Source organism: Levilactobacillus wangkuiensis (assembly GCF_016861605.1).
Classification (GTDB): domain Bacteria; phylum Bacillota; class Bacilli; order Lactobacillales; family Lactobacillaceae; genus Levilactobacillus; species Levilactobacillus wangkuiensis.
In genome coordinates this window covers 155,771-181,777 of the sequence record NZ_BOLM01000004.1, presented here as the reverse complement: position 1 = coordinate 181,777, position 26,007 = coordinate 155,771, and the positions used below count along the sequence as shown (strand labels likewise).

The 26,007-nt window shown below is 47.7% G+C and carries 28 protein-coding genes and 1 riboswitch; of the genes, 27 read left to right on the top strand and 1 reads right to left on the bottom strand.

Annotated features, from left to right (window positions below):
• Positions 1-7 precede the first annotated feature (7 nt).
• The 23 genes from JUF13_RS04350 to JUF13_RS04240 all read left to right on the top strand — a co-directional run bounded on the left by JUF13_RS04350 (position 8) and on the right by JUF13_RS04240 (position 20,064).
• Positions 8-1,057: a fucose-binding lectin II gene (locus JUF13_RS04350; protein WP_203637935.1), complete on the top strand. Its 1,050-nt coding sequence runs from the start codon at positions 8-10 to the stop codon at positions 1,055-1,057.
• A gap of 24 nt (positions 1,058-1,081) precedes the next feature.
• The gene (locus tag JUF13_RS04345; protein ID WP_203637933.1) at positions 1,082-1,798 is read left to right on the top strand and encodes a DUF4430 domain-containing protein; all 717 of its coding nucleotides are present in this window, start codon (positions 1,082-1,084) and stop codon (positions 1,796-1,798) included.
• A 280-nt stretch (positions 1,799-2,078) separates the two neighbouring features.
• The gene (locus JUF13_RS04340; RefSeq protein WP_203637931.1) at positions 2,079-2,639 is read left to right on the top strand and encodes a cob(I)yrinic acid a,c-diamide adenosyltransferase; all 561 of its coding nucleotides are present in this window, start codon (positions 2,079-2,081) and stop codon (positions 2,637-2,639) included.
• 45 nt (positions 2,640-2,684) lie between these two features.
• Positions 2,685-2,838: riboswitch (adenosylcobalamin (AdoCbl) riboswitch) on the top strand.
• A 269-nt stretch (positions 2,839-3,107) separates the two neighbouring features.
• Positions 3,108-4,247: a 1-propanol dehydrogenase PduQ gene (locus tag JUF13_RS04335; RefSeq protein WP_203637929.1), complete on the top strand. Its 1,140-nt coding sequence runs from the start codon at positions 3,108-3,110 to the stop codon at positions 4,245-4,247.
• A 154-nt stretch (positions 4,248-4,401) separates the two neighbouring features.
• Positions 4,402-4,971 (top strand): ANTAR domain-containing response regulator, encoded by a 570-nt coding sequence (locus JUF13_RS04330; RefSeq protein WP_203637927.1) that lies wholly within the window; start codon positions 4,402-4,404, stop codon positions 4,969-4,971.
• On the top strand, positions 4,971-6,410 hold the full coding sequence (locus JUF13_RS04325) for a sensor histidine kinase (RefSeq protein WP_203637925.1): 1,440 nt from the start codon (positions 4,971-4,973) through the stop codon (positions 6,408-6,410). The genes JUF13_RS04330 and JUF13_RS04325 overlap by 1 nt, the downstream gene beginning before the upstream one ends.
• A 119-nt stretch (positions 6,411-6,529) precedes the next feature.
• Positions 6,530-7,963 (top strand): ethanolamine ammonia-lyase reactivating factor EutA, encoded by a 1,434-nt coding sequence (gene eutA / locus JUF13_RS04320; protein WP_203637923.1) that lies wholly within the window; start codon positions 6,530-6,532, stop codon positions 7,961-7,963.
• Positions 7,964-8,002: 39 nt separating this feature from the next.
• Positions 8,003-9,367, top strand: coding sequence for an ethanolamine ammonia-lyase subunit EutB (locus JUF13_RS04315; RefSeq protein ID WP_203637921.1), 1,365 nt, complete (start codon positions 8,003-8,005; stop codon positions 9,365-9,367).
• A 16-nt stretch (positions 9,368-9,383) separates the two neighbouring features.
• Positions 9,384-10,307 carry an ethanolamine ammonia-lyase subunit EutC gene (gene eutC, locus JUF13_RS04310; protein WP_203637919.1) on the top strand — a complete coding sequence of 308 codons (924 nt, stop codon included), beginning with the start codon at positions 9,384-9,386 and terminating at the stop codon, positions 10,305-10,307.
• Between the two features lie 36 nt (positions 10,308-10,343).
• Complete coding sequence (gene eutL, locus JUF13_RS04305) at positions 10,344-10,997, top strand: ethanolamine utilization microcompartment protein EutL (protein ID WP_203637918.1); 654 nt, start codon at positions 10,344-10,346, stop codon at positions 10,995-10,997.
• 14 nt (positions 10,998-11,011) lie between these two features.
• Entirely contained in the window at positions 11,012-11,617 is a 606-nt protein-coding gene (locus JUF13_RS04300; protein WP_203637916.1) for a BMC domain-containing protein, read from the top strand.
• Positions 11,614-13,089, top strand: coding sequence for an acetaldehyde dehydrogenase (acetylating) (locus JUF13_RS04295; protein ID WP_203637914.1), 1,476 nt, complete (start codon positions 11,614-11,616; stop codon positions 13,087-13,089). Before JUF13_RS04300 ends, JUF13_RS04295 begins: the two co-directional genes overlap by 4 nt.
• A 29-nt stretch (positions 13,090-13,118) precedes the next feature.
• Positions 13,119-13,427, top strand: coding sequence for a BMC domain-containing protein (locus tag JUF13_RS04290; protein WP_203637912.1), 309 nt, complete (start codon positions 13,119-13,121; stop codon positions 13,425-13,427).
• Between the two features lie 38 nt (positions 13,428-13,465).
• Positions 13,466-14,125 carry a hypothetical protein gene (locus JUF13_RS04285; protein ID WP_203637910.1) on the top strand — a complete coding sequence of 220 codons (660 nt, stop codon included), beginning with the start codon at positions 13,466-13,468 and terminating at the stop codon, positions 14,123-14,125.
• The gene (gene pduL, locus JUF13_RS04280) at positions 14,125-14,757 is read left to right on the top strand and encodes a phosphate propanoyltransferase (protein ID WP_203637908.1); all 633 of its coding nucleotides are present in this window, start codon (positions 14,125-14,127) and stop codon (positions 14,755-14,757) included. The genes JUF13_RS04285 and pduL overlap by 1 nt, the downstream gene beginning before the upstream one ends.
• A gap of 9 nt (positions 14,758-14,766) precedes the next feature.
• Entirely contained in the window at positions 14,767-15,378 is a 612-nt protein-coding gene (locus JUF13_RS04275; RefSeq protein ID WP_203637906.1) for a hypothetical protein, read from the top strand.
• 29 nt (positions 15,379-15,407) lie between these two features.
• Entirely contained in the window at positions 15,408-15,686 is a 279-nt protein-coding gene (locus JUF13_RS04270; protein WP_203637904.1) for a EutN/CcmL family microcompartment protein, read from the top strand.
• Between the two features lie 32 nt (positions 15,687-15,718).
• Positions 15,719-16,852: an ethanolamine utilization protein EutH gene (gene eutH, locus JUF13_RS04265; protein WP_203637902.1), complete on the top strand. Its 1,134-nt coding sequence runs from the start codon at positions 15,719-15,721 to the stop codon at positions 16,850-16,852.
• Positions 16,842-17,285: a EutQ-related cupin domain-containing protein gene (locus tag JUF13_RS04260; RefSeq protein WP_203637900.1), complete on the top strand. Its 444-nt coding sequence runs from the start codon at positions 16,842-16,844 to the stop codon at positions 17,283-17,285. The genes eutH and JUF13_RS04260 overlap by 11 nt, the downstream gene beginning before the upstream one ends.
• 76 nt (positions 17,286-17,361) lie before the next feature.
• Positions 17,362-17,685: a BMC domain-containing protein gene (locus JUF13_RS04255; RefSeq protein WP_203638040.1), complete on the top strand. Its 324-nt coding sequence runs from the start codon at positions 17,362-17,364 to the stop codon at positions 17,683-17,685.
• Between the two features lie 224 nt (positions 17,686-17,909).
• Positions 17,910-18,764: an ethanolamine utilization protein EutJ gene (gene eutJ / locus JUF13_RS04250; RefSeq protein WP_203637898.1), complete on the top strand. Its 855-nt coding sequence runs from the start codon at positions 17,910-17,912 to the stop codon at positions 18,762-18,764.
• A gap of 27 nt (positions 18,765-18,791) precedes the next feature.
• A complete protein-coding gene (locus JUF13_RS04245; RefSeq protein WP_203637897.1) occupies positions 18,792-19,238 on the top strand; it encodes a EutP/PduV family microcompartment system protein in 447 nt (148 codons plus the stop codon).
• Between the two features lie 37 nt (positions 19,239-19,275).
• A complete protein-coding gene (locus JUF13_RS04240) occupies positions 19,276-20,064 on the top strand; it encodes a tyrosine-protein phosphatase (protein WP_203637896.1) in 789 nt (262 codons plus the stop codon).
• A 68-nt stretch (positions 20,065-20,132) separates the two neighbouring features.
• Here the strand turns inward: JUF13_RS04240 and JUF13_RS04235 are convergent, their stop codons facing one another.
• On the bottom strand, positions 20,133-21,224 hold the full coding sequence (locus tag JUF13_RS04235) for a helix-turn-helix domain-containing protein (protein ID WP_203637894.1): 1,092 nt from the start codon (positions 21,222-21,224) through the stop codon (positions 20,133-20,135).
• A gap of 277 nt (positions 21,225-21,501) precedes the next feature.
• Between JUF13_RS04235 and JUF13_RS04230 the strand changes: the two genes are divergently transcribed.
• The 4 genes from JUF13_RS04230 to JUF13_RS04215 all read left to right on the top strand — a co-directional run bounded on the left by JUF13_RS04230 (position 21,502) and on the right by JUF13_RS04215 (position 25,757).
• Entirely contained in the window at positions 21,502-21,771 is a 270-nt protein-coding gene (locus tag JUF13_RS04230; protein WP_203637893.1) for a EutN/CcmL family microcompartment protein, read from the top strand.
• Positions 21,772-21,797: 26 nt separating this feature from the next.
• Positions 21,798-22,865: an oxidoreductase gene (locus tag JUF13_RS04225; RefSeq protein ID WP_203637892.1), complete on the top strand. Its 1,068-nt coding sequence runs from the start codon at positions 21,798-21,800 to the stop codon at positions 22,863-22,865.
• A 117-nt stretch (positions 22,866-22,982) separates the two neighbouring features.
• Positions 22,983-24,173: an MFS transporter gene (locus JUF13_RS04220; protein ID WP_203637891.1), complete on the top strand. Its 1,191-nt coding sequence runs from the start codon at positions 22,983-22,985 to the stop codon at positions 24,171-24,173.
• 390 nt (positions 24,174-24,563) lie between these two features.
• On the top strand, positions 24,564-25,757 hold the full coding sequence (locus tag JUF13_RS04215; RefSeq protein WP_203637890.1) for an MFS transporter: 1,194 nt from the start codon (positions 24,564-24,566) through the stop codon (positions 25,755-25,757).
• Positions 25,758-26,007: the final 250 nt, after the last annotated feature.

Below are 26,007 nucleotides of genomic sequence, written 5' to 3'. Positions count from 1 at the left end.
TATATTCATGTTGAATAATAAGTTAATCGCAGCTTCATTGACCGCCGTAATGGCTTTAGGGGCAGTTGTACCTGTTATGGATGTTAATGCCGCTAGCATCAAAGTCGCTTCCAAGAGCTCGCAAACGAGCAAGAAAAAGGCGATGTATACATATGCCAAAAAGATGATGAAACAAAATAAAGACGGTGTGAACGGCACTGCCAAAATCTTTAGCAAGACTGACTTCAAGACGACGGGTGCCGCTTCTGGTTACTCCGACTTCCTGTTAGGCTTGAAGAAGCAGGGCTACAAATTTACCAAGGCTAACAAGAAATTGGTCAAGAAGAATCTGATTGTGTCCAGCAAGAGTGATCCCGCAACGTTGGCCACGGCCATTATCGGCCTGCAAGCCATTGGGGTTAACCCAACCAAGTACACGCCAGCCGGCGCTAAGAAGAGCTTGAACCTGGTCAACACGTTGTACAAGCAATCCATGAGCAAGCAAACGGTTAACGTTCAAAGCCAAGCGCTGGTTGCCGTTTCCTCCAATAAGACCTTCAAGAAGCCCAGCAAGGCGAAGTTCTCCAAGTCTTCCTTAAGCTTGAAGATTGCTAAGAGCCAACAATCTAACAAGGGTTGGGCTTACAACAACACCGTTGCCAGTGTCGACAGCGATACCACTGCCGCTGCTGTGAACGCCTTAATGATGGGCAAGAGCACCAACAAAAAGGTTACGAAGGCCGAAATTGCTGGTCGTAGCTACCTGAAGAAGAACATCTACAAGAGTGGCGCCTTTGGTTACACGTACCAGGGCAAGCAAAATCCTAACGCCAACTCAACTGCCGAAGGAATTTTAGCCTTATCAACCACCAAGACGTCCTTCAAGTTTGTGAACAAGACGGCTTTAAAGAAGGGCCAAACCGCAACGCCATTGAAGACGATGTTCAGTTACGTTAAGGCCGATGGTTCCGTGAAGGATGCTTACAGCATGGTCTTGGCTTACGGTCAAGTTAGCTTAGCTGCAACGGCTGCCAACAACGGGAACTACAGCAAGAAGTTAGTTTACACGTTCAAATAAGCGTTGGATTAAGGAGTAGTCAACATGAAGAAGACAAGATGGATCATCGCGGCGGTCGTCGTCACGATTTTGGTGATTGGCGGGGCACTCGCACTACAACAAAGTCATCAGAGTCAGGCGACCTCGGCACCGGATACGGTTGCGACGAGTAGCTCCTCGTCTGCCCAATCTACCAGCAAGGCTAGCAGCTCAGTAGCTAAGAAGGCGCATCATAAGCGGGCCAGTTCGTCGTCGAAAAAGGCTGCAACGACGCATCACGCATCTAATGCCAGCTCAGCCGCAGCAACGAGCCATCAAACTAGCCAGGCAGCTGCCACTAAGGCGAACTCAGCAGCGAAAGCCAGTTCGGCGACTACTCATCGGCGGGCAACCAAGTCGCGGGCTGCTACGACCACAACGCATCACGCAGCAGCTAAGAAAGCTGCCAAGAAGACGCAGACGGCCAAGAAGGCCCATTTAGTAGTCACTGGCTACAAGAAGACCTTCTTTGACGGTAACGTCACCATTAACAGTCAATCAAATGCATTTACCGTACTTCAGTCCTCCAAACTGAAACTGGATTACCAAAATGGTGCCGTCGTCTTTGTTAGCAGCGTGAATGGCTTAGCACAAAACGACGTCAAGGTCGGTAGTGGTTGGAAGTACCGCGTCAATGGCAAGTTTATTGACAAGGCTGCCAACAAGAAAGCAATTAAGAATGGCGATAAGGTTCACTGGTACTTTACGACTGAAGGGTATTAAACTCAGCTGTGAGACTAAATGAATCCGCAAAGTTGTTCGTTAAATAGGGTGAGGCTGCTATCTTTAGGGATGCTGGCTTCACCTTATTTGCGTTGTTAGGAAAAGAAGTCAGCGGACGATGAGTCAAGATACAGGTTTACCTTAAAACCACGCACCTGGGTGTTGAATTAAAATAATGTAAGCGCTATACTGATTTTGAGAACTTGGCAAAGGCGCCAAATAAGTCACTCATCGATGAGTGGGTTATTTGGTGCCTTCTTTTTGTAAAGGAGGAGTAACTATGCAGCTATACACTGGTGTTGGTGACAAAGGGATGACCCGGCTAGTCGATGGCGCCAAGGTCAGCAAAGATTCAGATCGTGTCTGGGCTTACGGAACCATCGATGAGCTCAATACTTATTTAGGTCTGGCAATTGCAGAACTTGACGACAAGGAAACTGAGCTTAAGGCTGAATTGACGCGCTTACAGCATTGCCTGTTTGACCTGGGAACGGATTTTGCGAACCCGAAGTTGAACTGGGATAACATGCGCTTCGACCCGAAGTACGTGGACTGGATTGAAAAACGCATTGACGTCTATCAGGATGAGCCACCTGAAATTTCTCGGTTCATTCTACCTGGTGGGAGTAAAGAATCAGCACTGTTCCAGATTTGTCGGACGGTGACCCGCCGTGCTGAACGACAAATTGTTACGTTGGCCTGGTCCACGACGTTGCCACCAGAATTACTGGTCTTTGTGAACCGATTGTCCGATTACTTTTACGCGTTAGCCCGGGTCATCAATTACCGGACGGGGACGCCAGAAGTCTTTTATGAACATGGCAAGGAAGTTTTTCATTAGCTAATTAGTAGCAAGTTAGTGTGAAGTATGCTAACCTTAAGTTACTAATTGACAAGAAGTACTTAATTAGATGGAAATCGGTGTAAACCCGATACGGTCCCGCCACTGTGATTAGCAGGGTGCTCTCTGCTATAAGTCAGATCTTTCTATTAGGCTACTTGTGTGACATTTCACCTCGAGGAATAGGTGGAATGTCTTTAAGTTCAATTAAATGCACAATGGCGTGCTATTTCGGACGTAAACAATGGCGTTTGCGGGGGACTGCAATTTTATTGCGGTCTTTTTTTGTGATTTTGTTGACAAACACTTATGTAAGCGCTATATTTGTTTTGTAAATAAAACTGAAAAAATTCGTACAATGGCGTACATAAAAGCAATGATGCTTAGGAACACACTTTATTTGTGTGTTCTTAAGCATCTTTTTTTCAGGCCTATTTACGGAGCATGGTTGTAAAGGAGGTTGGGAGTTTGGAGAAAATACAGTTTAAAACTCAGATCTGGACTGGTGATGGCTCGTTGAAGGGTCTGGAAGATATCAGTGGAGAGCGGATCTTTGTGGTAACTGATCCATTTATGGTGAAGTCGGGAAGCTTGGATAAGATCACGGTTCATTTGGAAAGTAAAAACGAACTGGAAGTCTTTTCCGACATTCAACCCGATCCGCCAGTGACGAAGATTGTGACTGGAATTGAAGCATTACAGAAGTTCAAGGCTACCTTATTGGTTGCCGTTGGTGGGGGTTCAGCAATTGACGCCACCAAAGCAATGAAGTTCATCCTGAAGCAAATGACGAAGGGTGAAACGGACCTTGACTTGATTGCCGTACCAACAACGAGTGGGACCGGTTCTGAGGTCACCAACTTTGCGGTCATCACGAACAGTGACAAGGGTATCAAGTACCCGCTGGTGACGGATGACATCTTACCTAAGGTGGCGTTACTCGATGCCGACTTGGTTGCCTCAGCACCACAGAATATCACGGTAGATACCGGGATGGACGTGTTGACGCACTGTTTAGAGGCTTACGTCTCCATTAATGCCAACGACTTCTCAGATGCATTAGCTGAAAAGGGCTTCCAGATGGTCTTTACTTACCTGGAACGTGTTAGCAAGGATGGCTCGGACATGGAAGCACGGCAAAAGATGCATGATGCTTCATGTATTGCTGGGATGGCCTTCAACATGGTCAATTTGGGACTGAACCACGGCATTGCGCATGCTGCGGGTGCTCAGTATCACATTCCCCATGGTCGCTTAAACACCATCCTGATGCCACACATCATTTCGTACAACGCAGAGATGGATGCCGGCATCATGGAAAAACCAAACCGGGCTGCAGTTAAATACGCTAACCTGGCACGGTTGATTGGCATTCAAGTTGCTAATCCAAAGATTGCGGTTCGTAGCTTGATTAACACCATCGTGCAACTCAGACGGAAGTTAAAGATGCCAGCAACCTTCCAAGAATATGGTCTGGATTCAGAATTATTTGAATCAACGAAGGATGAAATCTCGGAAGCGGCTTTAAAGGATCGGACGACTTCAGCGAATCCACGGGTTCCCGTTGCCGCAGATGTTAAGAGCATCTTGGAAGACAGCTTTTCCTAACATTGACACCCCCATGATAATCGCTTTATAATGCCATTGGAACTCTATCTTGAAGTAGGCACTCGTGCTGAACTGTTAATAGTAGAGAGTGTGGTATGACTTAATCAGTGATAGTCACTTTTAAGAATGATTATGACGACAAGGAGCTATTATCATGAAGGAACGTATTGTAATTGTCGATGATGAACCGATCACGCGCATGGATATCCGGGACATTGTTGAACAGGCCGGGTACCAGGTTGTGGGTGAGGGTAGTGATGGCTTTGAAGCCATTGATGTTTGTCAAGAACAGAAGCCTGATCTCGTAATTATGGATATTCGGATGCCCATCTTAGATGGCTTAAAGGCCGGTAAGAAAATTTTGGCAGATCATTTAACGCGCTCAATCGTCTACCTATCCGCCTATAGTGATGAGGAAGACACGGATACCGCCAGCCGCATTGGTGCAGTCGGCTATCTAGTGAAACCCCTTTCAGAACGATCTTTATTAACCACTATTCAGGTCGGATTAGCTAGTGGTAAACGGGATCAACAACTTACTAAAAAGGTTGAAGACCTGGATACAAAGCTAGCTGAACGGAAGGTTATTGAGCGGGCCAAAGGGATTCTGATGGAAGAGAACAATTTATCAGAAGATGCTGCCTACAAGATGCTTCGGAACTTGAGCATGAGTAAGCGGCAGTCCATGAACGCGATTGCGGAATTGATTGTGATGGATGCCTAATGAGTGAATTCGAAGAGTTGTGTCAACAATATACGAATTTAGATCAGTCAGACGTTGCGACGCTCTTGGCAGAAACCAAAGAGATTGAGCAGACGCCAGCCTATCGAAACTCAGATGTATTTATCGATGTTCGCAATCAATATAACAATCAGGCGGTTGTGATTTATCACAAGTTGCCAGTAGATGTCCCATCATTGTATCATCGCAAAGTCACAGGTAAAGAAGCCTTACGAACCAACGAACCCGGGGTATTTCATACCTTAGAAACCAAGTTGGCTTCGATGGATCTCCTAGCGGAAACGCAGGAACAACGATTGATTCGCCAACGGATTTTTCCCATCATGCATGAGAAGAAGACAATTGGGGTCACTATCGTTGAATCTGATGCCTCTCATGACGTTTTGGATGACTTTCAAAGTGAGGATACCCAGAGCCGGTACTCTGACGTCTCAGCAACCATTAAGATGTTTGGTCGGCTAGACACGACGATTACGGATCAGCTGGCGGATGCCATTTTGGGATTTGACCATACCGGACGGTTAGTTTTGGCTAACCATACCGCGTTGGCTCTCTACAAGAAGGTCGGTTACATTGGGAACATCATTGGGTTGGACTACGAAAACTTATCGTTAGACGGGTCCCGGTTCAAGGATGTTCTGACACAGTTACAAGGACTCAGTGAAGAAGAGCAGCCCATAACATTTGATTTTAATTACTTGAACTACTTCTTTTCGGAGCGGAAGTTCTGGAATGAGAGTAACCAACAATTGGTGGTATTGATTCAAGATAAGACGGATGTCAAAGCCAAAGAGGCTGAGATCATCTCCAAGTCCGTTGCCATTCGCGAAATCAATCACCGCGTTAAGAATAATCTCCAGTCAGTTATCTCCCTGCTCCGCATTCAACAGCGGCGGCTGGAAGGTGATGAGGCTAAGAAGGCACTTAACGAGAGCATCAGCCGCATTATGGCGATTTCGTCAACGTACGAACTGATGTCCAAACAGTTGGGCGATCATACCAGTCTCCAATCCGCTTTACATCTGTTGATTTCCCACTTCAAACAACTCAACGATGACAATCAAGAGTTAGATGTGCAGTTGCAAATTGATCCGCGCATCACGGTGGATAGTGAACAGGTTGTGACGATTTCCATTATCATTAATGAGCTATTACAAAACGTGATTTCCCATGCGTACCCTAATGGTTGCGTTAAATGCGGCCATGTGGCTATCACGGGAACCACAAACCAAGAAATTATTACCCTACGAGTTACCGACGATGGCGTGGGTTTCGACCTCAACAAGACGCGGGCTGGTAGTTTGGGCTTAACGATTATCCGGAGCTATGTGAAGGATAAGCTGTTGGGTCGCTTGAAAATTGAATCGTCGGCACAAGGTACCGATGTTTGTTTCTCATTTGATCAAAAAACACAACACTGACGTTGTGCAAAAGCAATGGGGCTTAAGATCAAACTATTTTTTCTACGGGAGCACTGGCTTCTGCACGGGAAAAGTGGCTTGATTTTGAGCCCCATTTTTTTGGAAAGGAGGGAGGTTATATGCAAGATGATCAAATTTTGAGTGTCGGCATTGATTTAGGGACGTCGACCACGCAATTGATTCTTTCTCGGTTAACGGTGAAGAACTTTGCTGCAGCCTTCTCAGTCCCCAGAATCAATATTTCAAAAAAAGAGGTCATCTTTCAAAGCGACATCATATTCACACCACTTGCTACGCAGACTGAAATCGATGCGGATGCGATTACTAAATTCGTAGCTGATCAATATCAGGCAGCGGGCATCGACAAACGTGATATTCAAATGGGTGCCGTCATTATCACAGGTGAAACGGCGCGGAAAGAAAATGCAAGCGCTGTTACGCAAGCCTTGAGTGGTTATGCCGGTGACTTCGTGGTGGCAACGGCCGGACCAGACCTAGAGAGCATCATTGCTGGGAAAGGTGCCGGGACCAACGTCACAGCCCGCAAGAAACGGCGGAACGTGGTCAACATGGATATTGGTGGTGGGACCAGTAATCTGGGATTATTCAGTGATGAAGATATTCTGGATACGGCCTGCTTCGATATCGGTGGTCGGTTAATCAAAATTACCCCTAGCACGAAAGAAATTACTTATATCTCGCCGAAGGTTAAGGAGCTGATCCAAGACTTGAAGCTGGACGTCCACGAGGGGATGCGCGTCAACCTCGACCAATTACAGCCAATCATTGATGTGCTGGTTAACGTATTGGAGAACAGTATTGGCGTTGGGGACAAGAGTCCTTATTTCGATATGTTTGTCACCAATCATGCCTTACATCCGGAACACAAGATTGACGGTGTCACCTTCTCTGGTGGGGTGGCCGATTGCTTAAACGAAGAGTTGCCACAGGATGTCTTGCGTTATGGAGACATTGGGTTGCTTCTCGGTTATGGCGTCCGGCATTCCCGCATCTTCAAGGACAAGACGATTTACCCATCAGTTGAAACGATTCGCGCAACCGTTGTGGGTGCTGGCTCACACACAACGGATGTCACCGGGAGCACGATTGCTTACACGGATGGCATCCTCCCTCTCCGGAACTTACCGATTCTGAAAATTACTAAGAGCGATGAGGATCTAGCAGAGGACGAGTTAGCCAAGACGGTTGAAGAAAAGATCAACTGGTACAAAGTACAAAACGAGTTAAGTAACGTTGCATTAGCCTTTACCGGCAAGCACAGTCCTTCCTTTAACGATATTCAGCGGTACGCCGCCGGAATCGTGAAGGGCGCACAGGTCCTAATCGATAAGCATGAGCCACTGATTATCATGGTGCATGAAGACATGGCCAAGGCGCTGGGTCACAGTTTATTCGCCAAGTTACCAGACCGTTATCCGTTTGTTTGTATCGATAGCGTCAAGGTAGAAAATGGGGATTACATTGACCTCGGGGAACCTGTTGCTGGCGGTGAAGTCTTACCAGTAATTGTGAAAACGCTTGTATTTGGATAAGAAACTCAAAAGCAATTTATTTGCAAAGGAGGCAGCAGAATGATTTTACAAACATATTTATCTGATCATTTATACAGCTTTGGCTCAGTCAAAGAAGTTTTGGCTAAAGCTAACGAATTAAAGTCCGGTGATGAATTGGCCGGGGTTGCCGCAAGTGATGCCACGGAACGGGTTGCAGCGAAGGTTGTCTTAGCACAATTAACGTTGAACGATATTTACAACAACCCAGTTGTGCCTTACGAGGATGATGAAGTTACCCGGATTATTATTGACGGTGTGAACACCCGGATCTTCGATAGCATCAAGAACTGGTCAGTTTCAGACTTACGTGAATGGATCTTGTCTGATAGCACCACGGACCACGATATTAAGCGCGTTCGTCGGGGCCTGACTTCCGAAATGGCCGCAGCCGTTACCAAGCTGATGACGAACATGGACTTGGTCGTTGCCGCTAAGAAGATTCACGTTGAAAAGACTGCTAACACGACGATTGGTCGCCCAGGGACCTTCTCCTCACGGCTCCAAACGAACCATCCAACCGACAATATCGATGGGATCATGGCTGGTGTTATGGAAGGTCTTAGCTGGGGTGTTGGGGATGCCGTTATTGGGTTGAACCCTAACGATGACTCAGTTGACAGCGTTACCAAGATTTTGAACAAGTTCGAAGAATTCCGTTCACAATGGGATGTGCCAACGCAATGCTCCGTCTTAGCTCATGTGACGACGCAAATGGAAGCTATTCGGCGCGGTGCTCCTGCCGGCCTGATCTTCCAATCCATCGCCGGCTCTGAAAAAGGGAACACGGCCTTTGGGATTAACGCTGACATGCTGAGCGAAGCTTATGACTTAGGCTTGCACCAAGGTCAAGCTGCTGGTCCTAACGTGATGTACTTTGAAACTGGTGAAGGTTCAGAATTATCTGCCGACGCTAACTTCGGTGCTGATGAATTAACGATGGAATCACGTTGCTACGGCTTTGCCAAGAAATATGATCCATACATCGTCAACACGGTGGTTGGGTTCATTGGACCAGAATACTTATACAACTCCAAGCAAGTTATCCGTGCCGGTCTTGAAGATCACTTCATGGGTAAGCTGCAAGGAATCTCAATGGGTTGTGACGTTTGCTACACCAACCATATGAAGGCTGACCAAAACGATGGTGAAAACTTAGCCGTGCTCTTAGGTGCTGCTGGGTGCAACTACATTATGGGTGTGCCACATGCCGATGACGTTATGTTGAACTATCAATCAACTGGGTTCCAAGAAACTGCCACGATTCGTGATATCTTCGGTTACCACCCAATTAAAGAATTTGGCGACTGGATGGAAAAGATGGGCATTACTGAAAATGGTCAGTTAACTGCCCGCGCCGGTGATGCATCGATTTTCTTAAACTAAAAGGAAGTGATACGACATGGATGAAAAAGACTTAAAGTCAATGATCGAAAATATTTTAGCAGATATGACTGAAGACAAGAAACCAGCCGCTGCAAAGACGACAAGTTCAACGTCAACAGCAACACCTGCTAGCAACGATTCAACTGTTAGCGATGACGTGTTAGACGACATCACAAAGATTGATTTGAAGAAGCAATTCTTACAAGACAATCCACATGATCGCGAAGGTTACCTGAAAATCAAGTCCTTCACACCAGCTCGTTTGGGAATGGGCCGTGTTGGTACCCGTTACAAGACCGCTTCAGTTCTCCGCTTCCGTGCTGATCACGCGGCTGCACAAGATGCCGTGTTCAGTGACGTTGATCCACAATTGCCAAAAGACATGGGATTCTTTGAAACCCAAACGACTTGTTCCTCTAAGGATGAATTCTTAACCCGTCCAGACTATGGTCGGAAGTTCTCAGATGAAACCGTTGCCGCTATCAAGAAGAACATCACGCCAAACGCCAAGATTCAAATGGTTGTCGGTGATGGCTTGAGTTCAGCTGCTATTGAAGCCAACGTTAAGGAAATCATTCCAGCCATTCAACAAGGCTTGAAGGTTTATGGCTTGAGCTTTGATACCAAGGACGTCATCTTCGTGAAGTACGCTCGGGTCGGTGCTGAAGACCAAATCGGTGAAGTGACTGGCGCAGATGTTGTCTGCATGTTAGTTGGTGAACGTCCTGGATTGGTTACCGCTAAATCCATGAGTGCTTACATTGCTTACAAGCCAACCGTTGGGATGCCAGAAGCTAACCGGACCGTTGTTTCCAACATTCATGATGGTGGGATGCCAGCCGTTGAAGCCGGTGCCTACATCGCTGAATTGCTAGACAAGATGGTTCGTTTGAAGAAGTCTGGGATTGACTTAAAGGCTGCTGAAAACGCCGGTGCCTAAAGTTAATGCGACATATCCGAAAGGAGGAATTACACAGTGAAAGATAGTGCGATTAAAGCCAATGTCCTCAGTACAAGATTGATTCCTAATGTGGACAGTGAGTTAGCGAAATCTTTGGACTTGCCAAGTGACATCAAAAGTCTCGGTTTGATTACTTCTGATTGTGATGATGTAACTTACGTTGCATTGGACGAGGCAACCAAGACAGCTGACGTTGAAGTTGTTTATGGGAAGAGTATGTATGCTGGGGCCGGCAACGCCTCAACGAAATTAGCGGGTGAAGTTATTGGAATTCTCGGTGGGCCAAGTCCTGCTGAGGTTCGTAGTGGCCTAGATGCCTGCATTCGGGTGATTGAAGAAGAAGCCCACTTCGTGAGTGCTAACGAAGATGACAGTATTGTCTACTTTGCACACACGATTTCACGGACGGGGAGCTACTTGTCTAAGGTAGCCAATGCCCCTGAAGGTGGTGCCATTGCTTACTTGATCGCGCCGCCACTGGAATCCATTTACGCCGTCGATGCTGCAATGAAAGCAGCCGACGTCCAAATGGGTGTGCTCTATGGCCCGCCTTCGGAAACCAACTTTGGTGGTGCTCTGTTGACAGGTAGCCAATCTGCCTGCAAAGCTGCTTGTGACGCTTTTGCCACGGCAGTGAAGGAAATTGCCAATAATCCGATGGTTGACTAAGGACGTGAACTAAAATGACAGGTGAAAGTCTAGGAATGATTGAAGTTAAAGGCTTTCTGGGTGCTGTCGTTGCAGCGGATGCAGCCTTAAAGGCCGCTGAAGTTGACATGCGTGACTTTCGGGTCACACGTGGGGGCCTGGTAACCGTTCTGGTTACGGGAGATGTTGCTGCGGTCAATGCCGGTATTGATGCCGGGGTTGCTAGCATCGAACAGTTTGATTGCCTCATTTCTGAGCACGTGATTGCGCGCATGGATGGTCAAACTGATTTGATGGTTCAACGACCAACTCCTGATCCAACACCGGAGAAATCAGAAAAACCAGAAGCACCTGAAAGTAACGGTGACGCCGCGGTTGATGACGCGACAACACCAACGCTGCCAGTCGCTCAACCTGCAAAGGTTGAAGACAAACCAGTTGACGAAGACCAGGCTACGACTGATCAGAGCGACTGGGCGACCGACAGACAAGCGTTAGAGAAGATGCGTGTTGTGGACCTGCGGAAGCAAGCCTACCACATGAATATCCAAACTCTGACGAAGAAGCAAATTAAGATGGGGAACAAGCGGACATTAGTTCAGGCTATTCTTGATGATTTGCAAAGGAGGAATAATTCTTGAGTCTAACAGATGCTGATTTACTATCAATTCAAGAGGTTCGGACGTTGCTTCATCAAGCGACTAAGGCCCAAAAGATTTTTAGCCAATTCTCCCAAGAAAAGGTTAACGAAATTTGCCAAGCCATTGCAGATGCGGGTGTTGCTAACGCGGAACGCTTAGGTAAAATGGCGCAAGAAGAAACCGGCTTTGGAATTTGGCAAGATAAGGCTATCAAAAATGAATTTGCTTCCAAGACGGTTAACGATCGTTATCGCGATTTGAAGACCATTGGTATCTTGGGTGAAGATTCAGAACACAAGACCATTGATATGGCTGTACCAGTTGGTGTCATTGCTGGATTAATTCCATCAACCAACCCAACTTCCTCAGTGTTCTACAAGGCTTTGATTGCTGTTAAGGCGGGGAATGCGATTGTCTTCTCCCCACATCCTAATGCTAAGAAATGTATTCTGGAAGCTATCAGAGTGACCAGCGAGGCTGCTTACCAAGCAGGTGCGCCAGCCGGTTTGATTTCCGGGATGACTGCCCCAACGCTTGAAGGTACGGATGAACTGATGCACAACGACGAGACCAAGTTAATCTTGGCAACTGGTGGGACTGCAATGGTTCACGCGGCTTACTCTTCAGGGACACCAGCCTTAGGGGTTGGTCCTGGTAACGGGTCAGCTTACATTGAAAAGAGTGCGGACGCTTCCTTAGCTGTTAAGCGGATCATGGATTCCGAAACGTTTGATAACGGGACCATCTGTGCGTCTGAACAATCCGTCATCGTTGAAGATGCCAACAAGGATGAAGTTCACCGTGAACTGGAAAAGCAAGGCGGTTACTTCTTAACGGATGAAGAAAAGGAACGTGTTTCCCACTTCATCTTACGGGCTGACGGCACGATGAACCCACAGATTGTTGGTAAGTCAGTTCAAGTGATTGCTGACTTGGCCAAGATTGAAGTGCCAAATAGCGCTCGAGTCTTAATTGCCCGGGATTCCGCAGAAAATGTGGGTAAGGGCGATCCATTCTCACGGGAAAAGCTCACCCCAATCATGGCTTACTTCGAAGTTAAGGATATGCAGGCAGCTGCTGACTTAACGAACAAATTGTTGATGAATGAAGGGGCAGGTCACACGGCCATCGTCCATTCTGAAAATCACAAGTTGATCTGCGATTACGCAGCGATGGTTCCAGCTTCTCGGGTTTTGGTTAACACGCCAGGTGCCTTAGGTGGTATCGGTGCCACGACCGGCCTGAACCCAGCCTTGACCTTAGGCTGTGGGGCTATCGGTGGGAGTGCTAGTTCCGATAACATCAGCCCACTGAACCTATTGAACCTGAAACGTGTTGCTATTGGGGTTCGCGAACTCGAAGATATTCGGGGCGCTGCAACCGCTGTTACGCAAAGCACGCCAAGTTCAACTGGCAACCAAGAACAATTGGTTGAAGAATTAGTTCGTCAAGTTTTAGCAAAAATCCAATAAAGTCATTTAAATTTTAGGAGGAAATTCTTATGTCAAACACTAATGCTCTAGGTATGATCGAAACAAAAGGTTTAGTTGGTTCTATTGAAGCTGCCGATGCTATGGTTAAGGCTGCTAACGTTACCTTAATTGGTAAGGAACAAGTTGGTGCCGGGTTAGTTACTGTTATGGTTCGTGGTGACGTTGGTGCCGTTAAGGCTGCTACCGATGCTGGTGCTGCTGCTTGTGAAAAAGTTGGGGAATTAATTTCCGTTCACGTTATCCCTCGTCCACACAACGAAGTTGATGCTATCTTGCCTCACATGGTAGGAGACAACGCTGACCTCGACGAAGACTAATGAATGGTCTTTGCTAGACTCGTGAAAGGAGGTGCCTCTTGGACAAATTATTAACTGAAGATTCTGTACGACAACTGATGCGTCAAAATAAGTTAGCTAACCAGGATCAATTAACGTTACCAAGAGGTACTATTTTGACCCCAGCTGCTCGGAGCTTTTTGGGCGAGCATCAGATTAAGATCAAACAAACGAATGCGACCTCTGCTCAGATGAAGGTTCAGGCGAAAGAGGCTGCTAAGCCCAATCGTTGGCTCGAGTCCGCAAATGTTGTGATTCCACCGGTTGACTTTAATCAGCTTTCCCGATTGGGCACACCGCTCATTCGCTTACAATCCACGTTGCGACAGCAAGTCTTGTTGTTACTAACGTTGCTGAGTGAACAGTCAGAGGAGATTGACCAGTCAGTTGTCACCGAGTTAGTCGAGTTCGTCAACTCCTTGCTTACGAAGACGTTTGATCAGATTTTGACCAATGAGGACTGCGCAACGGATCAGTTGAAACTGACTTCTATGAAATTAGTTCAGCCGAAAATGCTGGTGGTTCAACAATTACAAAGTAGTGTTGGTGACGTTGCAGCCGTCCTGGGCGATTACGTTCGGGTACAGCCAGAGCTGCAGCAGTCAGCTTACTACAAAGCCATTGTTCAGTGGCAAATGATGATTCAAACCTGGACACAAACAATTTTGGAGAGTAGGTGATGACGACGGATAACTTAAACGATATCGTTGAAGCAATCGTCGCCGAGTTAAGGGAAAAGACTTCATTTGAAATTGAAGCCTCTGCCCGCCACATCCATCTTGATCAGCCCACTATTGATGCCTTATTCGGCACCGGGCATCAGTTGACCGCCAAGCGGCCACTGTCACAACCCGGTCAGTTCGTTTCCGAAGAACGTTTAACGTTGGTTGGACCTAACGGCAAGATTGCTAATGTTGCCGTCTTAGGACCCGCCCGGAAGCAATCACAGGTCGAACTGTCAATGACGGATGCCAGAACCTTAGGTGTCACACCACCGTTACGGGAGAGTGGTCACTTGGATCAAACACCAGGGATAACCTTGGTGAGTGATCAAGGCAAATCAGTCGGCATTGAGTCCGGCGTGATTGTTGCGCAGCGTCACGTTCATATGACGCCAAGCGATGCCAAGCTCTACGGTGTCAAGAATGGTGATGTCGTTGATGTTAAGACAACGGGTGACCGTGGCTTGATTTTTGGAAATGTGGTTATTCGTGTCAGTGATCGGTTTGCTACCCGAATGCATGTTGATTTTGACGAAGCAAATGCTTGTGGACTCAAGAAGGGCATGCGGGGAACAATCTATAAAAAGTAGGTTTTTAAAATGCAGTCTGCTGATTTAGAAAAGCTGATTCAAGCAATTACTAACCGGGTCGTCGCACAGCTTGGAGCAGCAACGAAAAGTGAAATTCTCTTTCAGGGGAAAATTGAAGCGTATCCTGCGGCTTATGTGCAAAGGCTTTCAGCTGACTATCATTTCATGTTTGGGACAAAGCAGGATAGCGATGCTATCCTGCTTTGTCTTAGTCAGATGACTTTACCGCAGTTGTTAGCGGTCGTAAAGCTGACCCCAATCGATGAGGAGACGACCCAAGTGGTGGCCTTCTTGCTGGCAGGGAAACCCGTCTGGATCTTTGGGACAGCGCCTCGGCTGGCCACCTATCGGCAACAAACGCGGTATGGTGTTTGGCGGCAACTTCAAGCGGCTTTGCAGCAATTAGAGTCGATGGATATTCACTTCATTAATGACGACCAACACTTTAACAGTCAGTTGCAAGCGCTTCAGCGTCAGCAACCGGCCCCAGCCGTTAAGCGGCACTATGTGAGCCGCTTAGCGTTGGAGCATCGGTGGCAAGCGGGGCAGTATGACCTCGCAGCCAATGAAGTATTGACGGATGAAGCCGCCGAATGGGCTGGTAAGCACCAACATAAATAAATCGGTAATCCTGAAAGGTGGTTGGCAAAATGGTAGTTGGAGAAGTTGTTGGTAATTTATGGTCAACGAAAAAAGTCGATGCCCTTTCAGGAGCTCGGTTTCTGTTGGTGAATGTGGCCGATAAGAAGCCTGGGACCGCTAAAACCTGGCAGACGCGACAAATCGTGGCCTGTGATATGGTTGGTGCCGGTTTCGGTGAACAAGTCTTAGTTGTTGAGGGATCGGGGGCCCGGGTCGTGGACCAGGGTGAACATGTCCCAATTGACGCCACAATTGTCGGAATTATTGATTCAATCGATGAACAGTAACGTTTTTCAATTAGAAGGGAGGCAGTTCAGTTATGGGAATTAATGAAATTATTATGTATATTATGGTGTTCTTCATGGCTTTAGGGGCACTTGATAAAATGATTGGGAACAAATTTGGTTTAGGTGCCAAATTTGAAGAAGGGATCATGGCCATGGGGTCCTTAGCCATGTCCATGGTCGGGATTATCATCCTGGCTCCTATCTTGGCCAAGATTTTATCACCAGTGATTGTGCCATTATATCGGGCATTAGGTGCCGATCCTTCAATGTTCGCAACGAGTTTAATTGCGATTGATATGGGTGGATTTCAACTAGCTAAGCAAATGGCATTGGATCCACAAGCTGGGTTATTCGCCGGGGTTATTCTTGGTTCTATGATGGGCCCGACTATTGTGTTCTCTATTCCTGTTGCCTTGGGAATCATTGACAAGAAGGATCACCGTTTCTTAGCTACCGGGGTTCTTTCCGGGATGGTCACGATTCCTATCGGGTGTTTTGTCGGTGGACTGATGATGGGGATGCCAATCATTTCCGTCTTGAAGAACATTGTGCCAATTATTCTGTTCGCTGTCTTGATTGCACTGGGACTGTGGTTTAAACCAGAAGGCATGATTAAAGGCTTCGCGATTTTTGGTCAAGCTATTATTGTGATTGGGACCTTGGGACTAGCCCTAGGGGCCGTACAGTCCATGGTCGGCGTTACCTTGATTCCTGGTATCGCCAACGTTCGTGGCGGTATTCAAGTTGTTGGGAGCATTGCCATGACACTGGCCGGAGCCTTCACGTTAGTTTACGTGATCACGAAAGTCTTCCGTAAGCCATTGATGAAGTTAGGTCAAGCGATGGGGATGAACGAAACGGCCGCTGCCGGATTAGTTGCCACCTTGGCTAACAACATTCCAATGTTTGAAATGATGAAGGATATGGATGACCGGGGTAAAATCATCAACGTTGCCTTTGCTGTATCCGCAGCCTTTGTTTTCGGGGATCACTTAGGTTTCGTTGCCGGAGTTGCTAAGGAAATGATTTTCCCAATGATTGTCAGCAAGCTGGTTGCCGGGATTACCGCTATCTTTGTTGCGATGTTCATGGCTAACCGAGTATTGGGCAAGCAACCTAAAAAAGACAAGACAGATGAAGGGAAAGTGGCAGTAGATGAACATTGATCGCGCACAAATCGAAGAAATTGTTCGTAAAATTGTGACTGAAAAGTTGAGTGTGAAGAAGAGTATTACACCAGACGGGTTAGTTTCGATTGATTTGCCTGCTTGGGATGTTTCTGAGGATGACCGGATGGATACAGGTAATCCAACTGATCAAGTCTACACCAAGGACTTCTTTGACTTGAAGGAAAGCCCACGTTTAGGCGCAGGCTTAATGGTCATGGATCACAGTACCTTTGACTGGACATTGAACTATGACGAAGTCGACTACGTTATCGATGGCACGTTAAAAGTCATTGGTAAAAATGGCACCGCCACTGCTAATGCAGGCCAAATCATTTTGATTCCTAAAGGCAGTAAGATTAAGTTCTCTGTCGAAGACAAGGCCCGCTTCATTTACATTACTTATCCTGCTGACTGGGCTAACCAAGCTTAGTCGTTAGACTTGAAGAAAGGAGGCTAAATCCATGAGTTTAACTAACTCAAGCGAACACCGAACGGAACCGGAACGGATGATTCAAGAATATGTTCCTGGGAAACAGATTACGCTGGCGCACGTTATTGCTAATCCCGACAAGGATGTCTTCAAAAAGTTAGGATTGGATGATAATAACACCGCGTTGGGTATCTTGACGATTACCCCTAGTGAAGCGTCAATCATCGCTAGTGATATTGCCACGAAGTCCGGGAGTGTTGATCTGGGTTTCATCGATCGGTTCAGTGGTTCAGTTGTTTTGTGTGGGGAAGTGTCAGAGGTTGAAGCTTCCTTGGAACAAGTCGTTAAGCAGTTGCACGATATCTTAGACTTCACCGTTTGCAAGATTACCCGGACATAACGGGTTAAACAAATCGTTGTTGGCGCCTTACCGGGCGGCGAAAATGAGCTGGAACGCTGAGGGCAGGACGCCCAGAACCAAGGAGCGGTCCTTGCGCCCGGCTGAGCTCACTTTCGCCGCCTTCGCGGCTTAAACGGATTTGCCCTGTTTGGTCGGGCATCATGGTTGTGGCGAATGGCGAGGCTAAACCAGAAGTTGATAGAAATTTACGATAAAGTCGAGGAATGAATATGGGTGCAAAACAAACATTAGATTTAACCGCCGTTAATCAACAGTTACATCAGTTTGCTGAGGTCGTTAATACTGACCGCCCAATTCGTCAGGTAGAGCCGCAGGAGCACCTACGAGTTGGTGTCGATCTAGGAACCTCATCGATCGTCCTGACCGTGTTAGACGAAGATAATCAGCCGTTATACGGTGCGTTTGAGTATGACAATGCGGTTCGAGACGGCATCGTAGTGAACTTCATGGAATCTGTACAAATTTTAAAGCGCTTAAAGGCTAAAGCCGAAGACGTTTTAGGGGTTGAACTGACCACCGCTTGCGGGGCAATTCCACCGGGAACGGGGGATAGTGCTGCTAAGATTGTCAGTAACGTCATTGAATCCGCAGAACTAGAGTGCCGGAACGTGGTTGACGAACCGACCGCAGCGGCTGAATTTCTTCGGATGAAGACGGGAACGGTCGTAGATATTGGTGGGGGAACCACCGGGATTAGTATCTTCAATCGGGGCAAGCTCGTTGAGGTCTTGGACGAAGCGACTGGTGGGTTCCATATGACCTTAGTCTTAGCAGGCTATCATCATATCCCAGCAGATGAGGCTGAGTTGATTAAACGCGATCCGAAACGCGAAGCCGAAGTCTTTTCAATCATCCGGCCGGTAGTGGATAAAATGGCCACGATTGCTCGTGATACAGGGAAGACGCCGGTTAAAGAACCCGTCATTGTTGTGGGTGGAGCGATTAACTTCAAAGACTTCGTGAAAGCTTTCAGTAAGACTTTGAAGTTACCGGCTTACAAGCCAGAGCATCCACAATTTGTGACGCCTCTGGGCATTGCGATGTATGATCATGATTAAAAACGTTGTGAAGGGAGTTGAACCGAGATGAAGAAACCGATTTTTATTGGTGCCGTCGCCTGTGGGAAGACGACCCTTTGCCAACGGTTGTTGGGGCAAGCAATTGCTTACAAGAAGACTCAAGTTGTTGAATTCTATAAGCACAATCGGATGATCGATACGCCGGGTGAATTCATGGAACACCGTGAGTACTACAGTGCACTAACGGTGACGGCAGTTGATGCCGACGTGATTGTGCTGGTGCAAAGTGTTTCTGATCACCGCCAAACCTTTTCCCCCGCATTTGGGAGTATGTTCCCCAAGGATAAGATTGGTATCGTCACCAAAATTGATTTAGCTAAGAGTCAGGATGACATTGATTGGGCCGTGGATCAGCTGAAAGCTGCCGGGGCTAGTCAGGTTTTCTGTTTGTCAGCTAAGGACAATACGGGTGTGAAGGCGATTGCTGACTTCTTGGAAATCACCGGAGAATAGCTAGCGACAACTATCTGAGGTTAAAGGAGGTGGGGAGATGATTCAGGAACGGGTAATTCCAGTGGCGAAGGGGCTTAACTTCCGGGACCTCGGTGGTTACCAGACCACGGATGGCCGGACTGTCAAATGGCAGAAGCTTTTCCGGGCTGGTCATTTGTCAGCGTTAACGTCGGCGGATCAGCAGTTATTGCTGGATCGCGGGGTTACGGTTGATATTGATCTGCGGTCTACGGCTGAATTAGCGCAGTTTCCGTACCGTCTTCCTAACGGCATTTGGTTCAAGCATTTACCAGTGTTTGATGACGATGAAACGGAGAGCACTGGTACGGCAGCTGAGTTACAGCGGCAGTACGCTAGCGATGCTCAGAGCGGCCATCAACAAATGCTGAATGTCTATCGTCGGTTGGCTAGTCAACAGCAGCCACAACAGGCTTACCGTGAGTTTTTTCACTACTTATTGGCTTATGGTGATAGTGAAGGAATCTTATTTCATTGTTCTGCTGGAAAAGATCGAACAGGAATGGCGGCAGTCTTACTGTTAGCGATTCTGGGGGTTCGACCGGATCAGATATTAGCAGATTATTTGCTGACAAATACCTTATCAAAGCCCCGGGTTGTGGCGCGGGTTCAGGAAGCACAAGCGGCAGAGATGAACGAGAATTTTATTCAGTCCATCCATGATTTATCCATCGTGACGGAAGCATACTTGTATCAAGCGTTGGCTCAAATCGCGACCGAGTACGGTGGCCTACAGCCATACTTGCATCGAGTATTGGACTTGAGTTCGGCGGATGTATCGCGGCTAAGAGAAATTTACCTGACCTAAATAAAGCCCCAGCCGCTGTTCAAGTTGGCTGGGACTTTTCGCTTCATTTAGTTAGTTGGCATAGTTAGTTAGTTGGCATAGTTCATGTAAACCCATTGAATGACTGATTTATTTTTAGCGTTGACCTCATTAGCGGACTGCAGCGGTTGCTGGCCGTCGACGGTGTAGACCCAGCCACGTGAGCCCTCAGTATCGGCTAAGTCACCAATCCGTGTTAGGTAGGTGTCACCATCATCTGAATCCGTCTGATAGTTGATGTCGTGATGTTGAAAATAGTTCTTGGTCACGTCATAGATGGACGTTGCGTCATCCCAATCCAAATCACGTGGAATGGTGTAGACCTTCTGAATCGCGTGATTGTGCTGGCGGAATTCAGAGGGTGTCATGTGCGTTTTGCGTTTGAAAATCTTCGTGAAATAGCTAGTTTGAGCAAAGCCAAGTTGTGCGGAAATTTGATTAATAGGGATGAGAGTTAATGCCAACTTTTCCTGAGCCAAGGCAATCTTTTGATTGTTGACGTATTCGACAAAATTAACGTGTAAGTATTTTTTAAAGAGTCTACTTAGGTACGACGGAGAAAGATAGGCCGCTTCGGCGACATCATTTAATGAGAGTGATTGTTGGATATGCTTGTGAATGTAAGCCACGGCTAGTTTGATACTGTGGTAGGCATCACTGTTACTGATGGTCTGACCATTAATTGTCGCCAATGCGGGGGACACTGAAGTTGGTGACAACGGATCGTGTTGTTCGGTCAGAGGGAAGAAATTATGAAAGTAATTGATTTGTTTAACCTGATCAGCGGTTAACGCGTCCCAAACGGTGAGCGAATCGGTTGTACCAGTAAAGGATTCACGAAGCGTATCCGTGAGGTAGCCCTGTGCCAGCGTCAAGCGCTTTTTGGACACGTTTTTGGCATCACACATGATAGTGCCCCAAAGCTGGGTGCCCAGTGTGACGGGAAAAATGGCGAAGTGTTCCAGCGCCTCACCGGCTAGGTTTCGTTTGATTGCAGAATTGTTGAGGAAAACGGCATCGTCTTTAAGTAAAATACCGTTAAAGCTATAGCACAGGGCTTTAATTTGGGTGAGACTGGTGAATTTTGCTAAAGCATGCGCGAGATTGCTGTAGTTTTCTTGTGTAGGTGAAGTATTAGACATATAGACCCTCCTAGGTAAAGCTGGTAGAGTCCCCGTTGACTCAGCGATGTATCCGTTAACATCTAACCGAATTGTAACGGATAAGTAGTGTTATTTCAACCCTGGGACAAAATAATACTGGTCAAATTTTGTAAAACAGTCTTATTTTGCACTTGAAATAGATTCATGATGGCAAGCTTCCAGATTAGTCAGAATGTAATGAAAGCGATTTAATATGCGGTATAATTGGCCTAACTGAGATTCTAATCGGTAAACCATAAGTGAGGATTGATAAATTATGTACATGGCAAAAGTAGTGGGAAGTGTGGTTTCAACGGTAAAGGATCCGTCGCTGATTGGCCGCAAATTAATGATCGTACAACCAGTGGATTCCAACGGACAGGCAGTGCGGCACGAAGAAGTGGCTGCCGATGCGATTGGTGCTGGGGTTGGCGAATTTGTTCTGCTAGTCCGTGGGGCTGGTGCACGGCAGGTTCACCAAGCAGAAGGTGTCCGTGACGTGAATGATTGCGCGATTGTTGGGATTATTGACCGCTTTGACAGTTAATCTTTAAAAGGAAAGTTGGTTGGGTAATGAGTGACTTGCAATATGAAAAATCTTATGCTTTTACCAGCGGTTTAAAACTTCGTAATGGTTTTTGTTTAGCGCCATTAGATACGCGGACCTCGCTGTTTGATGGGGAAGTCAGTCAAAATGACTGCCGTTTTTACCAGGAGCATACGAAAAACGTGGGGTTGGCAGTTGTGGGCTCGGTATACGTTGACCTTGCCGGCTGCACGGTTACTGGTTCGATGAGTATTGCCAATGATCAAATGGTCCCTGGACTGGCTAATTTGGCAACTGCCGTCCATCAGCAGGGAGCTAAAGTGATGTTACAGTTAGTTCATGCGGGACGGATGACCAATCACTACGCGACTAATGGTAAAAAGGTTGTTGGTCCCAGTGCAGTCAAAGGCGAGCACGGGATGGTCGACATGCCAGTCGCCTTGACTAATGACGAAATTGAAACCATTATCGATGACTTTGGAACAGCTACGCGGCGTGCCATCGTGGCTGGGTTTGATGGCGTTGAAATTCATGGGGCGAATAGCTTTTTGCTTCAGCAATTCATGTCGCCGCTTTCTAATCAGCGAATGGATGCGTATGGTGGGAGTCTAGTTAACCGAATGTTCTTCCCGATGCGAGTAGCGCAACGTGTATTAAAAGTCGCAGTAGAAGCAGACAGACCGTTTGCTGTCGGTTATCGGATTTCTCCTGAAGAGATTGAGCCTGGTGGCTTGAGCCTGGCAGATAACCTGGTTTTGATGCGGGCGTTATCTCATTTGCCATTGGACTACTTAAGTCTGTCTTTACGCCATTATGATCAGCCGGCTGTGACCTTAACTGCTCCTGCCACGGTGGCCCAAATTGTGCGACAGTTCGTGCCTAAGCTACCGTTAATGGTGGCTGGACATATTCGAACGGCTGCGGATTTGCAGTCTATCAGTCGGACCGGGATAGACCTGGCTGCTGTTGGTCAACAGATGATTGTTGATCCAGATTGGCCGAAGAAGTTTCGTCACCCAGACACGCTAAAACAGCGAACAGACTGGACGGCAACCTCATTGGGGATTCCTCAGAGTATCTATCGATTCTTATAGTAGCAGGCAGAGTTTTCGACAAATCTTTTGGCGGAAGCTCTTTTAATTTCCCTGACGACCGCGAGCAAAATAGTGTACCCTAAAAGAAAGCAATTTTTTCTGATTGGAGGAATGAAGATGAACAAGTATCGCTGGCAGGCCAGTGCCTTAGTGCTCGTGGCATTCATGCTGGGCTGTAACGAATTTATGGTGGTCGGGGTCATCTCGGACATCGCCCGTTCATTGCGCGTGACCGTGGCGACGGCCGGCTACCTGGTGACCATCTTTGCCATTGTCTATGCGGTCAGCACGCCGTTGATCACGATTTTTGCCAACCGCTTTAACCGGTACAAAACGCTGATGGTGTTGCTGCTCATCTTTTTGGTGGGCAACACTTGGAGTGGCTTTGCGACCAGTTACGGGTGGTTTCTGGTGTCCCGCATGCTAACGGCGGCGGTTGCGGGGGCAATTGAGTCGTTGATCATTCTCTTTGCCAACGATATTGCGCCCCGGAACAAGCGGGCGATGCTGATTTCCTGGCTAGCGGCCGGTTTCAGCATTGCCTCCGTCGTGGGGGTACCAATTGGAACGGCTATCAGTACCGCCACCAGCTGGCACGTGGCCTTTCATTTAATTTCGGTTTTGAGCCTGCTGACGTGCGTGGTCATGGCGGTTATTTTGCCCCGCAACCTGCCACAAGCTGCGGGTGGCATCAAGGACCAGTTAGTCTTACTGACAGACAAGCGCATTTACCTGGGTGCCATTCTGATTCTCTTCTCTGCCGCGGCCCTGTACGCGTATTACACCTACATTCGACCGCTACTCACGACCGGGCTGGGCTTCGGCACCACGGCGCTAAATTGGTTGCTGTTTGCGCTAGGCCTCATGAGCATCCTGGGTAACCGGCTGTCCGGAACCGTGGCCGAACGGGATGGGTTGACCACCATGCCGCGATTCTATGTGGTGGACATTATCTTGCTATTATTATTGCCCGTTGCGATGGGTAATCGGGTGACGGGCTTTGGCCTATTTTTAGTGTTGACCCTCATCATTTCCGTGGTGAATTCACCGATTCAGATTCACTTCCTGGACGTGGCGGAGGCGGATTACCCGCAAGCAACTCTCCTGGCGTCCTCCCTCAACGCCATCTTCTTTAATATTGGGATTTCGCTGGGATCGGCCACGGCCTCGGTCGTCCTGGTTCACGGTGGACTCCTGAGCCTAGGTTACGGTGCCACGGCGTTTGCCATTCTATCATTGATTGTCGCCATCATTTTAAATCGGGCCAACGCGGCTCATCAGCAGCGGGTCACGGTTAAGGAAGACTAATCAATCGGGTTTTAGAGCGCCTAGCGAATGCTCAAAAAATAATTTGCAAATGAAAGGGATTACCTGAGTCGTCCCCCTAATATTTTGGGGCGAGATAGTGTAATCTTAAAGGTAAAGTTACTGTTATTTCTAAAAAATTGAGAAGTAGGGATGAACAGTAGAAAATCATTCGCGTGCGAACGGACGAAACTGATGCTAGCCGGAAGGATGATGAAAATGAGCCCAACTTAGCTGATGTGAGTGACTAGAGCCGTGCCCCACAGCAGGGCGCCTTGAGCCCGCCGCCGGGAACGGAAACAGTGGCAGGTGCATCGGCTCATTTTCACCATCACAAGCGCAGACATCGGTTTTGAGCCATTCGCAAGTTTTAAGAAATCAGAGGAATTGAAAATGAACAAGTATCGTTGGCAAGCCATCGTGTTTGTCCTAGTTGCCTTCATGTTGGGGTGCAACGAATTTATCGTGGTCGGGGTTCTGTCCGACATCGCTAAAGAATACCAGATTCCCGTTGCCACCGTAGGGTATTTGGTGACCATCTTTGCGACGGTGTATGCCGTTAGCACGCCGTTCATCACGATTTTAACCAACCGGTTTAGTCGCTACAAAACGTTGATGACCCTGATGGTGATCTTTTTAATCGGGAATACGTTGAGCGGGTTTGCGATGAATTATCCGGTCCTACTGTTATCACGAGTTCTAACGGCCGTGGTCGCGGGGGCGATTATTTCCCTCATCATGACGTTTGCCAGTGCGATTGCGCCGCGAGAAAAGCGGGCGAGCCTGGTCTCCTGGATCTTTGCTGGCTTCAGTATTGCCTCCGTTTTTGGGGTGCCAATCGGGACAGCCATCAGTACCAGTTATAGCTGGCACGACGCCTTTTACCTGATCTCCGTCATCAGCGCCATCACCTGTGTTCTGTTGGGCTGGCTGTTGCCACGCGAGGTCGAGCAGGTGCAAGGCAGCGTGAAGAACCAATTAGTCTTACTGAAGGACCGCCGCATCTACGTGGGTATCGCGCTCGTGCTGTTCACAGCGGCCACGATGTACGCGTACTACACTTACATTCGGCCACTGCTGACGACCGCGCTGGGCTTTAGCACGACCAGTTTAAATTGGCTCCTGTTCCTGATTGGGATTATGAGCATTCTCAGCAACCGGTTCTCGGGGATGCTGGCGGAACGGAATGGCTTGCGCATCATGCCACGCTTCTACGTGGCGGACGTGATTCTGTTAGCCCTTCTGCCATTTGGCTTGGGCAACAAGTTTGTCGGCCTGGCCATCCTGTTAGTGATGAGTCTAATCGTCACGATTTTGAATTCGCCAATTCAGATTCACTTCTTAAATATTGCCGAGCAGGACTACCCCCAATCGGCGGTATTGGCGTCTTCGTTGAATTCCATCTTCTTTAACTTTGGCATTTCACTGGGGTCGGCCACGGCTTCCGGCATGCTGGGCGTCGTTGGGCTGAACCGTATCAGCTGGGGCGCGGCCGGGTATGCCGCCATCTCTTTGATCCTGGCGGTAACACTAAACCACGTGATCAAACAGCACCGGCAGGCCGAATTAGACCGACAGGCTGATTAGTTAATCGAGAACTGTCTTAACCCTATAAATAAATGGACGCACAATCATTGTGGTTGTGCGTTTTTTGTTGGGCAAAAAGCGTGCCGCCAGTAAGAGTGGATGGTGAATCGGTGGTAGCGTCAATGGGAAGGCGTTTTAAACTGCGGGTTGGCGGCCGGTGATTTTTTAACTTCCGTTTTTAAATTTAGGACTTAACCCCTAAGTCGGTGGAGGGCCTATAGTGAGGGCAAGGTTGCGGATAGTCAGGAAG